Annotated in this window: 12 protein-coding genes; all 12 read right to left on the reverse strand. The window is 45.1% G+C overall.

Annotated elements, in window-relative coordinates:
• Positions 1-152: 152 nt before the first annotated feature.
• The 12 genes from prfB to recQ all read right to left on the reverse strand — a co-directional run bounded on the left by prfB (position 153) and on the right by recQ (position 13,488).
• Positions 153-1,251, reverse strand: a protein-coding gene (gene prfB / locus BTO30_RS00930; protein ID WP_143331885.1) for a peptide chain release factor 2 whose coding sequence is annotated in 2 segments (ribosomal slippage) — positions 153-1,178 and positions 1,180-1,251 — 1,098 coding nt in all. Because the reading frame shifts where the segments join, the coding sequence is not laid out codon by codon here.
• Between the two features lie 88 nt (positions 1,252-1,339).
• Positions 1,340-3,850 (reverse strand): preprotein translocase subunit SecA, encoded by a 2,511-nt coding sequence (gene secA, locus BTO30_RS00935; RefSeq protein WP_075396832.1) that lies wholly within the window; start codon positions 3,848-3,850, stop codon positions 1,340-1,342.
• A 95-nt stretch (positions 3,851-3,945) separates the two neighbouring features.
• The gene (locus BTO30_RS00940) at positions 3,946-4,998 is read right to left on the reverse strand and encodes an SEC-C metal-binding domain-containing protein (protein ID WP_075396833.1); all 1,053 of its coding nucleotides are present in this window, start codon (positions 4,996-4,998) and stop codon (positions 3,946-3,948) included.
• A 97-nt stretch (positions 4,999-5,095) separates the two neighbouring features.
• The gene (gene hpf, locus BTO30_RS00945; protein WP_075396834.1) at positions 5,096-5,650 is read right to left on the reverse strand and encodes a ribosome hibernation-promoting factor, HPF/YfiA family; all 555 of its coding nucleotides are present in this window, start codon (positions 5,648-5,650) and stop codon (positions 5,096-5,098) included.
• A gap of 150 nt (positions 5,651-5,800) precedes the next feature.
• Positions 5,801-6,208 (reverse strand): flagellar protein FliT, encoded by a 408-nt coding sequence (gene fliT, locus BTO30_RS00950; RefSeq protein WP_158023551.1) that lies wholly within the window; start codon positions 6,206-6,208, stop codon positions 5,801-5,803.
• A complete protein-coding gene (fliS, locus tag BTO30_RS00955) occupies positions 6,145-6,543 on the reverse strand; it encodes a flagellar export chaperone FliS (protein WP_075396836.1) in 399 nt (132 codons plus the stop codon). The genes fliT and fliS overlap by 64 nt, the downstream gene beginning before the upstream one ends.
• Positions 6,544-6,564: 21 nt before the next feature.
• The gene (gene fliD / locus BTO30_RS00960) at positions 6,565-8,370 is read right to left on the reverse strand and encodes a flagellar filament capping protein FliD (RefSeq protein WP_083632226.1); all 1,806 of its coding nucleotides are present in this window, start codon (positions 8,368-8,370) and stop codon (positions 6,565-6,567) included.
• 14 nt (positions 8,371-8,384) lie between these two features.
• On the reverse strand, positions 8,385-8,738 hold the full coding sequence (gene flaG / locus BTO30_RS00965) for a flagellar protein FlaG (RefSeq protein ID WP_075396837.1): 354 nt from the start codon (positions 8,736-8,738) through the stop codon (positions 8,385-8,387).
• 174 nt (positions 8,739-8,912) lie between these two features.
• Entirely contained in the window at positions 8,913-9,884 is a 972-nt protein-coding gene (locus BTO30_RS00970; RefSeq protein ID WP_075396838.1) for a ring-cleaving dioxygenase, read from the reverse strand.
• A gap of 12 nt (positions 9,885-9,896) precedes the next feature.
• The gene (locus tag BTO30_RS00975) at positions 9,897-10,334 is read right to left on the reverse strand and encodes a MarR family winged helix-turn-helix transcriptional regulator (RefSeq protein WP_075396839.1); all 438 of its coding nucleotides are present in this window, start codon (positions 10,332-10,334) and stop codon (positions 9,897-9,899) included.
• 73 nt (positions 10,335-10,407) lie between these two features.
• The gene (locus BTO30_RS00980) at positions 10,408-11,343 is read right to left on the reverse strand and encodes a PD-(D/E)XK nuclease family protein (protein ID WP_075396840.1); all 936 of its coding nucleotides are present in this window, start codon (positions 11,341-11,343) and stop codon (positions 10,408-10,410) included.
• A gap of 12 nt (positions 11,344-11,355) precedes the next feature.
• The gene (gene recQ / locus BTO30_RS00985; RefSeq protein ID WP_075396841.1) at positions 11,356-13,488 is read right to left on the reverse strand and encodes a DNA helicase RecQ; all 2,133 of its coding nucleotides are present in this window, start codon (positions 13,486-13,488) and stop codon (positions 11,356-11,358) included.
• Positions 13,489-13,590: the final 102 nt, after the last annotated feature.

A 13,590-nucleotide genomic window follows, 5' to 3' on the forward strand; every position in this document is an offset into this window, starting at 1 on the left:
ATGGTCGTGCCATGATTTAGTATACCAATTCTGCCCGATTCAAAACATTTGCTCTATGACAAATCTGGTACGATTTCACTTTAGTTTTCCCTTTTTTCAAAAGAAAAACCCCATAAAAATAGGCGTTGCCACAACGGACAGCGCCGGATTATTTATAAACGTGAACGAAGATAGGCGTTGATAAACGCGTCAAGATCACCATCCATCACAGCTTGAATGTTGCCTGTTTCTTCACTTGTCCGGTGGTCTTTAACCATGGAATAAGGATGGAAAACATAAGAACGAATCTGGCTTCCCCAGCCGATTTCTTTCTGTTCGCCGCGAATTTCCGCAAGTTCCGCTTCCTGTTCCTCGAGTTTACGCTGATACAATTTTGCTTTCAGCATATTCATGGCGCGGTCGCGGTTTTTAATTTGTGATCGTTCCGTCTGACACGTGACGACAACACCTGTCGGAATATGCGTGATCCGGACAGCGGAGTCCGTCGTATTAATGTGCTGACCGCCGGCGCCGCTCGCACGGTACGTATCGACTTTCAAATCTTCTGTGCGAATTTCGATTTCAATTTCATCGTTAAATTCCGGCATGACTTCACACGATACAAATGACGTATGGCGGCGTCCTGATGAATCAAACGGCGAAATACGAACGAGACGATGCACGCCTTTCTCCGCTTTCAAGTAGCCATAGGCGTTATGACCTTTAATGAGCAGGGTGACACTTTTCACACCCGCTTCATCACCTGGCAGGTAATCGAGTGTTTCGACTTTAAAACCGCGTTTTTCCGCCCAGCGCGTGTACATGCGCAGAAGAAGCGACGCCCAATCCTGTGACTCGGTACCGCCGGCGCCCGGATGCAGCTCCAAAATCGCATTATTTTTATCGTGCGGCTCGCTGAGAAGAAGCTGTAATTCATAGTTTTCAAGACGCTTAATAAATTCTTTCGTTTCGTTCGAAAGTTCTTCCTGCAAATCCGCATCACTTTCTTCTTTTAAAAGCTCGTGCGTCATTTCAAGGTTTTCCTGCGTCTCCACAAGATCCTTATATTCGTTAACAAGCTCTTTTAATGCGTTTGATTCATTAATGACAGCTTGTGCACTTTGCTGGTCGTCCCAAAAGTCCGGTTCAAGCATGCGCTCTTCCAGTTCCGCCATACGTGCCTCTTTGTTTTCTAAGTCAAAGAGACCCCCTGAAGTCCGCCAGTTTCCCGGCTGAATTGTCCAGCTCATTACGAATTTCAAATAGTTCCATATTGTACACCTCTAATAATTTTTAATTTTTAAGCAAAGCTTTTGCGCACCGCGCTATTATGCTTGCCGCATCAAAGCGGTCAGCTCCGCTATTCTTGGAGCCCGTGGCAGTTTTTATATTTTTTTCCGCTTCCGCACGGACATGGCTCATTACGGCCAATTTCCGGCGCTTTACGGAGCGGTTTTTTCTTTTTCGGCGCTTCGTCTTCTTTTGGATTCACCGCTTGGCCTTTGGCGACTTCCTGACGCTCCAGGTTGCTTCGGATTTCCGCTTTCATCACGTATCTCGACGCCTCTTCATTAATGGCTGCGATCATTTTCTCAAACATCGCGAACCCTTCATTCTGGTACTCGCGGAGCGGATCAATTTGTCCGTATGCGCGCAAATGAATCCCTTGACGAAGCTGGTCCATCGCATCAATATGGTTAATCCATTTTGAATCCACCGCCCGCAGAAGAACCACTTTTTCAAACTCCCGCATTTTTTCAGAGCCGAGCTGTTCTTCACGCTCATCATATCGGGCAGCCACTTTATCCCAGATAATACCAGTTATTTCATTTAAGTCCTTACCACGCAGTTCATCTGCAGTAAGCGCACCTTCCTCAAGTAAATTCGCGTTCACTGTATCCGCAATGCCTTCAGCGTCAAACGGTTCCGCCGCATCCTCATCATTCGCATGCGCCGCAATCGTTGAACCGATTGTTTTTGTGACCATGTCTTCTAAGATGGCGCGCAGGTTTTCGGATTCCAGCACTTCATCACGCTGCTTGTAAATAATTTCACGCTGCTGGCGAAGCACATCATCGTATTCGAGAAGCCGCTTACGGGCATCAAAGTTGTTTCCTTCCACGCGTTTTTGCGCAGATTCAACCGCACGTGAAACCATTTTGCTTTGAATCGGCTGTGTATCATCCATACCGAGTTTTTCCATCATCGATTTCATATTGTCCGAGCCGAAGCGGCGCATTAATTCATCTTCCATCGATAAATAAAATTGCGTCACACCCGGGTCTCCCTGACGTCCTGAACGTCCGCGGAGCTGGTTGTCAATCCGGCGTGATTCATGACGTTCCGTCCCAATTACAGCAAGGCCGCCCAGTTCTTTCACGCCTTCACCAAGTTTAATATCGGTACCGCGCCCGGCCATGTTTGTCGCGATCGTTACGGAACCGGGCTGGCCGGCATTTAAAATAATTTCCGCTTCACGTTCATGGTTTTTCGCATTTAACACATTATGCGGAACGCCTTTTTTCTTCAGATGAGCAGAAATTAATTCAGAGGTTTCAATCGCAACTGTCCCGACGAGCACCGGCTGTCTCGCCTGATAACGTTCATAAATATCTTCCACAACGGCCATAAATTTGCCGTTCATGGATGCGTAAATTAAATCTGCGCGGTCATCACGGGCAATCGGACGGTTTGTCGGAATCACCACCACACGCATGTTGTAAATGTTGCGGAACTCTTCTTCCTCCGTTTTGGCCGTACCGGTCATACCAGACAGTTTTTCGTACATACGGAAATAGTTCTGGAAGGTGATCGTCGCCATCGTCATGCTTTCGTTTTGAATCTCGACGCCTTCTTTCGCTTCAATCGCCTGATGCAGCCCGTCAGAATATCGGCGTCCTTTCATTAAACGGCCGGTGAACTGGTCAACAATGACAACCTCGCCGTCCTGCACAACATAATCAACATCGCGATGCATTGTCACACGCGCTTTTAACGCCTGCGTAATGTGATGATTCAAACCGACATGCTTCAAATCAAACAAGTTTTCGATGCCGAATGCTTTTTCTGCTTTCGTCATTCCTTCTTCCGTCAAAAGAACACTTTTCGTTTTAATATCAACGGTAAAATCGTCTTCTTCTTTCAATGTGCGTACAAATGAAAACGCATGAATGTACAGCTGCGTTGATTTTGCCGCCTGGCCGGAAATGATCAGCGGAGTACGCGCTTCATCGATCAGAATAGAGTCCACTTCATCGATGACAGCAAAGTGAAGCGGCCGCTGTACTTTATGCTCTTTATACAGCACCATATTGTCACGCAGGTAATCGAAACCGAATTCATTGTTTGTTCCGTACGTAATATCCGCCGCATACGCTTCTTTTTTTTGTTCTTTTGACAGGCTGTTCAAGTTTAATCCGACTGATAAGCCGAGAAACTCATACAAGCGCCCCATTTCTTCGGCATCACGGGATGCGAGGTATTCATTAACGGTAATAACGTGAACCCCTTTGCCGGAAAGCGCGTTTAAATACACAGGCATCGTGGCCGTCAATGTTTTCCCTTCCCCCGTTTTCATTTCAGAAATATTGCCTTCATGAAGGGCAATCCCCCCCATCAGCTGTACACGATATGGATATAGCCCGAGTACACGCTCCGCCGCTTCGCGTACAACAGCGAACGCTTCTGTCAGCATCTGATCAAGGGACTCGCCTTTTTGAAACCGCTCTTTAAATTCAGATGTTTTCGCTTTTAGCTCCGCATCCGATAGCGCAGCTGTTTCAGCCGCAAGCGCTTCTATTTTGTCCGCCATTTTTTCAAGTTTTTTTACTTCTTTTTTATTTGCATCAAATACTTTATCTAATAAACCCATTTAAAACGCTCCTTTTCAGGTTCAACAGGGTAAAACCTTTACAATTTTCCTATTTAATAGTACCACTTCTAAAGGTGAGCGTATACTCATATGGTCTATTTTTGCCCCGCTTCAACAGCCGGATTCAGCTTCTCCTTCAAAACGGCTTCCATTTCTTTCATCCGCTTTGAAAGGGTTGATGCTGAAATGGAATAGCGGGCGGCTATAGCCGCTTTTGATTCATTTCCATCTACAATATTGTACGCCTGCAATAAAGAAAGAAGGGCCGCTGTAAAGACTTCTTTTTTGCGGACAGCCGGATCTTCTTTGCCGCAGTAATAATTCCAGAGCAGCACAGCCATCTGTACAACTTGTTTATCGACTTTCTCCTGCTCAAATGATTGGACTATATGCCCGGCTGTCTCACGATGAGCGTCTTTCAGCCACGTTAATGTCGTTAAATCAATCATATGATGCTGTTCTTCAAATACAGTAAAAAGTGTATCCATTACAGATGGAAACATATCCGCAAAAAAGGATTGTGTATCATTAAACGGCGATGCCGCGTATAATTCCTGAACAGCTTTTGTCATTGCCCCGACATGCGCCGCTTCAAAGTGAAAATCGGTCATAAAAAATGTATATTCAGACTCATGCGGTAATAGAGCCCCCGTTACAAATGCGCCATCCAGTGATACGCTTCTAAGAGCGCGAATGTTATACATATCATTTGTCAGCACATCGCGGATGCGATATATGTTTCCTTCACTTTCCTCAATGACACCGGCCATAAAACGGTAATCCGTCCAAGAGGCCACAATTTCCGCCGTCCGTTTTCGTGAAATAGATGGCGTGCGACGCTTTACAAATTCTGTAAATATCGTTTCGTTTCCTTTGAGCGTCCGTGTCAAAATAGCCCAAATTTCAAACGTTACAAGAAATACCTGCTCATTTTTACGCAGTGTTTCACATTTTTGAAGCAGCGGCTGGAACTGCTTTTTCAGCATCCCCGAATGATTTTCCATCGCATAATCAATTAATTCACGCTGCACACTGCTGCATTCTTCTATAAGAACCGGCAGGATGGCTGCTCCTTCTGCTTTCCCGCAGCATTTTTTATATTTTTTTCCGCTGCCGCACAGGCACGGATCATTTCGTCCAATTGACATTCAAGTTCCTCCTCGTGCAAAATCACGTTCTCTATCATACCATGAATTGCACGCACAAAAAAGAAGCCCGCAATCTGCCGGGCTTCTGATGTTTCTATTAGTTTGTTTCAATTAATCCATATTTGCCATCGCTGCGTTTGTAGACAATGTTCGTTCCATCTGTTTCAGCATCTGTGAAAATAAAGAAGCTATGACCAAGCAGGTTCATCTGCAAGACAGCTTCTTCCGCATCCATCGGTTTTAAGTCAAATTGTTTCGTACGGACAACTTGAAGATCATCTTCCTGCTCTTCTTCCACTGCTATATTGTCAGATTGAACCGCGAAATAATCTTGCGGCTCCCCTTTTTCACGGAACTTGCGGTTTACTTTCGTTTTATGTTTGCGGATTTGACGCTCCAATTTGTCCGTGATTAAATCAACGGCTGCATATAAATCCTGATTACGTTCCTCAGCGCGAAGAACGAGGTTTTTCATCGGAATGGTCACTTCCACTTTAGCGTTTTTATCGTTGTACACTTTCAAATTCACATGCACATTCGCATTAGGAGTTTCGGTGAAATAACGCTCCAGCTTGCTGATTTTCTTTTCTACGTACTCACGGATTGCCGGAGTCACTTCAATATTTTCACCACGAATGTTGTAATTCATCATGCGGAACTCCTCCTTCAACTAATTGCTGTCTTGCTATATTCTTAATATTCTTTATATACCCTCCATAATCCTTCTTAATCTCCAAAAAAATTTGTCGAATTTTCAAATAATTTTTCCTATTGAAAAATCCGGGTAGTCCACACCCCGGATTTAGTTGCGCTTATCGTAAAAAACTCCGTCCGTTTGCAGCGCCTCATATGGATTGGTATATTTATTCAATGAATGCTTTTTTACACTGACCTCTTTTAAATCTTCTTTCACCGCATTGCTCAATTGATGAAGACGCGCTTCAATCTCCTGATTCATCAAATTAATTTCACGGCCAAGCTTTTGCTCTTCCGCTGTAAAGGGCGGTTTCAGTTCAGGAAGCAGCTTTCCCCGCTGATCGAGCAGCTGTTGTGCCTCTTCAATTTGACTGTCGCGGTCCTGTTCAACCACTTCTAACAGATCAAGCAGCCGCTTCGTCATTTTGTAACAATCGCGGACAGGCGACATTATACGCGTCCGCCGGCACCAATTTGCTGCATGCGGCGGTTCTCCTGGATAACCTGCTTCCATGTATCCCGGAATTCTGTCACAAATTCTTCTACTTCTTTTAGAATCGCCGGATCATTTTTAACGTTTGCTTCAACAAGGCGTTCGTGAAGATATTCATAAAGTAACAGCATATTTTTTGCCACATCCGTGTCCGTTTTCAATGTCACGCTTAATTCACGAACAATCGCCTGCGCCTTTTGAATGTTAAGATTTTTTTGCTCAATATTATTGTCTGCCATTGCACGTTCTGCATATCGGATAAATTTAATGCACCCGTTATAAAGCATCAGTGTCAGTTCGCCTGGTGAAGCGGTATTGACCGAGTTGTTTGCATACGCCTGCTGTGGGTTATTCATTTCTAAAGAATGACACTCCTTTTATCGAGAATAGACATTGCTGAACTGTTGTGACAAATACATCGACTGTGAATTGGCATTTTGAATCGCTTTTTCCATCGCAGTGAATTGTTTCCAATACCGATCTTCAACCTGAATGAGACGATCTTCAAAACGGTTAATACTGCTGTCGATATTCGTCAGCTGACGTCCCAGAAAAAACTGCTGATTGGTCGAAAACGAATTCCCGCCACGCTCGTTCAGCTTGTCCATGGTTGTATTGATAGAATCATACAAACGACGGGCAATTCCTTGTGCACTTATAGGCGAATCATCACTGCCGCCGCGAAACAATGCTTCAACAGCCTCAGGATTATTATTAATCGCTGCTTTTAATTTCACTTCATTAATTTCCAACTTCCCGCCTTCCATGTAATTGGAAGTTGTTGTAATACCGATTGCCGCGAGCTGATTATAAAGTGCATTCGTTTCACTATTGGATACAGGCTGAGAGAAATTTGAGCGCATGCTTGAAAGCACCCCAGTCAAAATTGAATCCCGGCGAAGCAACCCGCTTTTCGCTTTTTCTTCCCACTGCTCCTGCTGTTTATCGCTCAACTGCTCACGCTGCTCATCCGTCAGCGGTGTATAGGAACGATACTTCTCCTCCGACATTTTTGAACTGATCTTATCAATAAGCGTATTGTATTTTTCAATAAAGCTTTTAATATTATCAAATACGGCATTGCTATCATTATTTATCGAGAGATTGACCGCTGCCCCTGTTGTAAATGCCTGTTTTAATGTGATAGATACTCCGTTCATATCAAAAATATTTGTTTTACGCGTTGTCGCAAGTCCATTTATTATAAATGAAGCATCTGAACCATTTGTAATTGTTGCTGTAGAAGCATCTAATTTCAACCCCTTGCTAGCCAAACCGCCTGATACTGAAATGTTTCCTCCGGTGCCAGTGTTATGGTCCCCGGTTTCTTTTTGTGTTAATGACATTTTCTGTTCTACTTCATCATAGAACATTGACAAGCCGGCATTAGAGTTGTTTACTTTGCTGACAAGCTGATTTAATGTTTCCGTTGATTGAACAAGAAATTTTTCTGTCACCGTACCTTTCGAGGTATGCGTTGTAAATGAAAAATCCGCATATTTATCAGTCGAATCCAAAATGTAATCCACTTGTACAGTTGCACCTGAAGCGACATTTTCTTGGAATGTCAAATTCCCGTCGGCATCAATTTTCACTTGCTTTGTATCTGGATCCGTGTCCCAGTCATCCGTACTTTTAATCACGCCATACGAAACACCATTTACTTTCACTGTCATTTTTGCCGCATCAGCTTCTTTAACGGTTCCCGCTTTCACCCCTAAACTTAAGGTAGTATCACCTTCACCAGCCAATGATGTATTTCTCACGGTTCCTGTTGACCACGTGAAATCCGCGGGCGTGGCACCAAATTGACTTTCAAGCGATTTTGCAGCATCAATTCCAATCTTGTTTGTCACCCAATTTTCCGCTTCAGCCAATTTATCCACTTTTGAAATGGAATAGGAAGCTAACGAAGCTGAGGTAGATGCGGTTGCTGTTACTTTTGCTTCGTCTGACGATGTCACAGAGCGCACTCGGTACTTTGTTGTCAATTTCATCTGTGTCAGCTCGGTCCGAAAATCAAGCAGACGCGTGTTCATGGCTCGGTAATCATCACGCTGCCATTCAAGTACCTGTTTCTTTTGTTTCAATTTATCAAGCGGCATACGCTCCGCCCTCATTAAATCTTTAACGATGGAATCAATATCCATCCCGCTGGCAAGACCGCCAATACGTGTCACCATTGCCCCGTACCTCCTTATGCTTTCTTATCAAAAAACAAGCCGATAAACTCATTCATCGCCGCATATATGTCCAATAGTTTTTTTGACGGGATTTCCCGCAGCACTTCTTTTGATGTATCATCGACAACCAATACATAATATTCTTTTAACTCATCATGGTATTCAAACTGAACGTGCGTCCGCGTCGGCAGCAAAAACGCGTTGATCTGTTCTGTAAACTTTGCCATAGCTTCTTCCTTTAAAGGAGTCATCTGCTCCTGTTGTTCCACAGCTTGTTCCTGCTTTGGCACATCACTTTTTATTACTTTTTTCATCTGGCCTGCTTTTAAAACCGCTGGCGACACACTTTCCCCAACCCGTTCAATCATCGTTTTTCCTCCTTCTGCGAGCACATTATTCTATTTTTTATATCGGCAGGATGATGCCGTTCTTTATAAAAAAAGGCGAAATAAAACGCAAACCGCCCCTTCTCACGAGTCCGTGAAAAGAGGCGGTTTATTATTTTTTAACTTTTTGTGCTGCTTTCATTCTTTCTGTCCAACTTAAAAATTCGTTGGCAGCGGCTTCAAACGCGCTTCAATTTGTTCACGCTTCGGCTCTAAAAACGGCGGCAAAGCAAGGGATTCGCCGAGATGTTCCAATTCTTCATCCGTGTCAAAGCCAGGTCCATCTGTTGCTACTTCAAATAAAATGCCATTCGCTTCGCGGAAATACAGGGATTTGAAGTAAAAACGATCGACGAAGCCGGAGCTGCCGATGCGCGCTTCACGAAGGCGGGCAATCCATTTGCGGAGCTCTTCTTCATCCTCCACACGGAACGCCACGTGATGCACACCGCCGCGGCCTGGACGTTCAGGCGCTAAATCATTCCGTTCCTCCACATGCACCTCTGCACCTGTACCGCCTTCACCCGTTTCAAAGACGATGACATCCGGCTGTCCGGCCACCGGTGATGGATAACGATTTACTTCACGGAAGCCCATGAGCTGGGTTAAAATAACGGCTGTCGGATTCGCGGACGGCACCGTCAAATGAACCGGACCAAGACCGGCAATCCCCACTTCAGCCGGCACGGGACTCTTCTCCCATGGTGTCCCGCCTTTTACACCGTTGTCATTTTCATCGGAAACAAGGAAAAACCGCTGTCCTTCAAAATCCTGAAACGGCAGTACATGACGGCCGCCTTGATCGACTACATTCTGATACTCAACGCCAAACTCATCGAACCGCTTTTTCCAATAATTAAATGCCGCATCTTTAGGTATGCGCAATGACAAACCGGAAATACTGTTATTTCCGTTACGGTTCGGTGCTGCCATCGGGATTTCAAAAAACGTCAATTCCGTCCCCGGATTCCCTTTTTCATCCCCGTAAAACAAATGATAAACGGATGTGTCATCCTGATTGACGGTCTTTTTTATCAATCTCATTCCTAACACTTCTGTATAAAATTTCACATTTTTCGCCGCATTTGCTGTAATCGCCGACACGTGATGAATACCTTTAAATTCCATTAAAAACACCCCTCAAGATTGTATTTTTTTCAATAAATTTAATAGCTGTTTCTTCTCTTCCATGGTTAGCTTTCCGAACTGATCCGCTTGAAACTGCTCCTGCACCGGCAATATTTCATCGAGAAGCGCACGTCCCTCATCCGTCAGTGTAATATATTTCGTCTTCCACTCACGCTCACGCTGTATCCAGCCGAGCTGCTCCAGTTTGCCCAGCAGCTGTGTCATATTCCCTTTTGTCACAAGCAGTTTATCCGCCAGCTCCTGCTGGCTGAGCCGTTCAGTTGAACCGACCTGTGCAAGCACATCAAACTGCGCCACGGTGATATTCCATAGTTTCAAATGCTGGTTCGACTTCCGGATGCTTTGATTATAAAACCGGGAAAGGCGGAACCATGCCAAAATACTGAGCATCCGCTCCCGTTTTTTCTTAAATGATTCCTCCGCATACATCCGGCTCACTTCCTTTCGACACTTTCAGTTTAATACTAAACTGATAAAACCACAACAAAAAAGACACAGCGTTTCACTGTGCCAGACATATTTCTTTATGATTGCATGTTTCACATCGCTGCCTGTATTCTGTACGAGGAAATTCGTCCATCTCAACCGGCTCGTTTGAAATCATATCAAGCTGATAGCGGAGCATTATATGGATACTTTGTTTCATTTTCTCAAGCATCAGTCCAATGTCTTCTTCCATCAATTGATAGGTTCGGTTCACACCGGAAAGCACGTACTCATTGCGGATTTCAATCTCTTCCACCCGCGCTTTGTATTTCTGCATGATGTAATACGCATACAAGGCAAGCTGACTCCGGTCGTTCTCCGCCTCCTTTCCTGTCTTCCAGTCCACAATAACCCATTTGCCCGCATCGAGATCCCGGTACAATAAATCCATCACGACGAAAATTTTTACGCCGTCCACTGTCATAAACCGGAATTCCTCTGCCTGCTGGAACTGCATCGAAAGCGGACGTGTGGTGATATCCTGAAATGAGCGGCTATTAAGCAAATTCGCAAAGACAACATGAAGACGGCCGCGATAATCCTCTGCCTCCAGCCGGTTCAATTCCCCTTTATAGTACATGTCATACAGCATTTTATAGCGGGCGGGCTTTTGCATCCAAAGTTGTTTCCGGTCTCTTGAATCAAGATAGGCTCTATTCAGCATCGAACGCCCCTCTTCAATCAGTTCCGCTTCCGTCATGACATAACCATGCTTCAAAAACAACCGTACCGCTTTTTCCGCCAGTTCATGCACAATCTGCCCGAACGCCAGCGGTACATTCGTCAGCTTCTTCAGCCTATAAGCATGTTTTGCCGTCTCATCAGCTTCATACAGCCAGCCATTATGACTTGCATAATATTCATAACCATATTTTCGCGCACACGTTAAAAGCGTTTTATGCCGCGAAAACGACCATGAAAATTCCGGGAATTCCCGCACTTCAAACGGCATACATCGTCCTCCTTACCGTTCCATTTTCACTTTCCGCATTTCCAAAAACACTTTAATCATTCCATACGTCACCTCGTCCGGCAGCAGCTCTTTAATCGGCTTCAGGCGGTCTGCTCCTGCTTCCTCCACTGCTTTTTCAAGCTGTTCTCTGTAGTGTTCCGGCACAAGTAAACTCAAATCGACATCAAGTCCTTCATCAATGCACTGAATGAAATGATTTTCGACCGTATTCACGGTCAGATCGCGCTTCAACGCAATCTCAGAGGCTGCCAATCCGCTTTTATGCAATTCCAATGTCTCCAGATGAGAGCCGTTCACTGCTTTTTTCTTCGGAACGGGTGCTGCAAGTTTTGCGTCCGGGTCTTTTTCCCGCTCCGGGTGATCCGCACAAAATGCTTGAATCGCACGCAAAAATAAATCCCCATATTTATCCATCTTGCTTTGACCGACGCCGCTGATCGTTAAAAACGCTTCTTCTGACTGCGGCAATTTCGCGCACATGTCCTGCAATGTATTGTCGGAGAAAATAACGAACGGCGGCACACCTGCTTCTTCGGCGATGTCTTTCCGGAGTGCACGCAGCACTTCGAATAGCGGATCGTCTTTCGCAATTTTCTTCGTTTTAACCGCTTCTTTCCGCATCACCGTTTCTTTTCCAAGCAGTACCTCTTTCCCGTTTTCGGTCACAAAAATCGTCGGATACTGCTTTTGTTCCACACCGATCAGTTCTTGCGAAATAAGGAATTCAATAAAATTCGTTACGTCCTTCACGCTTTGATGCTTCAAAATACCATATGTAGAAAGCTGTTCAAAGCCAAAATTCTGTAATTTTTTATTTTTTGATCCGGTCAGCACCTGTGCGGTCATCGCTTTGCCAAATCGCTGTCCCATACGAATCACACAGGATAACACCATTTGTGCTTCTTTCGTTACATCAATACTGTTTCGTGAATCTGTGCAATTGCCGCAGCGTCCGCACGGCTCCGGATTTATTTCACCGAAATAGGAAACGATAAACTGCTGTAAACATTTCTCCGTATGGCAGTAATCGATCATCAGCTGGAGTTTTTCAAGCTCTTGTGGAATGCGCTCCCGTTCAAGAGCCTGGTCGATTAAAAAACGCTGTGTCTGCACATCCTGCGATGAATACAAAACGATACACTCACTGTCGAGCCCGTCACGACCGGCACGGCCCGCTTCCTGATAATAGCTTTCCATATTTTTCGGCAGCTGATAATGAATAACGTAGCGGATGTTTGATTTATCAATCCCCATGCCGAACGCGTTTGTCGCCACCATCACCGCCGCTTCGTCGGTTAAAAACCGCTCCTGCTCAGCATTCCGCTCCGCATCGCTCATCCCCGCGTGGTAACGCGCCACGTCAATACCATCTCTGTAAAGCCGCTCGTAAAGTTGATCCACTGTTTTACGGGTTGCCGCATAAATGATGCCTGCTTCTTTTTCATTTTTCTTCAAATACTCTTTCAAAAAACCGTTCCGATCCTGGCCTTGAATGACCGAAAACGATAAATTTTTCCGTTCAAATCCGGTCATGACCGTACTTTTTTCTTCTATAGAAAGGAGCCGGCAAATGTCTTGTCGGACATTTGGCGTCGCCGTGGCTGTCAGTGCCAGTACAACAGGTTTCTGCGGCATCATCTCCGCCATCCGGTGAATGTGGCGGTAGCTTGGGCGGAAATCATGCCCCCACTGGGAAATACAATGCGCCTCATCGACAGCAATCAATGGTATCGGAAGCTGTTTCAACTGCTCGACAAACGAATACGACTCGAGCCGCTCCGGCGCAATGTACAATAGCTTATATTGGCCATTTCGAGCCGCATTCATCGTCTCGTACATCTCCGCATTGCTGAGTGAGCTGTTTATATATGCTGCCGGAATACCCGCTTCCAGCAATGTATCCACTTGATCTTTCATTAACGAAATGAGCGGTGACACGACAATCGTTGTTCCCGGCAGTACGAGCGCCGGAATTTGATAACAGATCGATTTTCCGCCGCCTGTCGGCATAACACAAATCGTATTCCGGCCGTCCAAAACTTGAGTGATTGCCTGCTCCTGACCACTTCGGAACGAATCATACCCGAAGTGCGACTGCAAAAGATCACGCGCCTGTTCCAGCATCCAAACACCCCTTCTGTTTTTCTACTATTGTAGCATATATGAGTATGAGCGTCCGGCCGCTAAATAAATCAGCTCCATATACGAATAGCAAAGGGCATATGA

It is taken from the genome of Domibacillus antri (assembly GCF_001936625.1).
GTDB lineage: Bacteria > Bacillota > Bacilli > Bacillales > Domibacillaceae > Domibacillus > Domibacillus antri.

Coding starts and splice junctions, on each gene's coding strand:
- fliT (WP_158023551.1), bottom strand. CDS start 6,208: ATGGAAGCAGGTTATCCAGGAGAACCGCCGCATGCAGCAAATTGGTGC.
- secA (WP_075396832.1), bottom strand. CDS start 3,850: ATGGGTTTATTAGATAAAGTATTTGATGCAAATAAAAAAGAAGTAAAA.
- flaG (WP_075396837.1), bottom strand. CDS start 8,738: ATGATTGAACGGGTTGGGGAAAGTGTGTCGCCAGCGGTTTTAAAAGCA.
- hpf (WP_075396834.1), bottom strand. CDS start 5,650: ATGATGAATTACAACATTCGTGGTGAAAATATTGAAGTGACTCCGGCA.
- BTO30_RS00970 (WP_075396838.1), bottom strand. CDS start 9,884: ATGGAATTTAAAGGTATTCATCACGTGTCGGCGATTACAGCAAATGCG.
- fliS (WP_075396836.1), bottom strand. CDS start 6,543: ATGAATAACCCACAGCAGGCGTATGCAAACAACTCGGTCAATACCGCT.
- BTO30_RS00980 (WP_075396840.1), bottom strand. CDS start 11,343: ATGCCGTTTGAAGTGCGGGAATTCCCGGAATTTTCATGGTCGTTTTCG.
- BTO30_RS00975 (WP_075396839.1), bottom strand. CDS start 10,334: ATGTATGCGGAGGAATCATTTAAGAAAAAACGGGAGCGGATGCTCAGT.
- fliD (WP_083632226.1), bottom strand. CDS start 8,370: ATGGTGACACGTATTGGCGGTCTTGCCAGCGGGATGGATATTGATTCC.
- recQ (WP_075396841.1), bottom strand. CDS start 13,488: ATGCTGGAACAGGCGCGTGATCTTTTGCAGTCGCACTTCGGGTATGAT.
- BTO30_RS00940 (WP_075396833.1), bottom strand. CDS start 4,998: ATGTCAATTGGACGAAATGATCCGTGCCTGTGCGGCAGCGGAAAAAAA.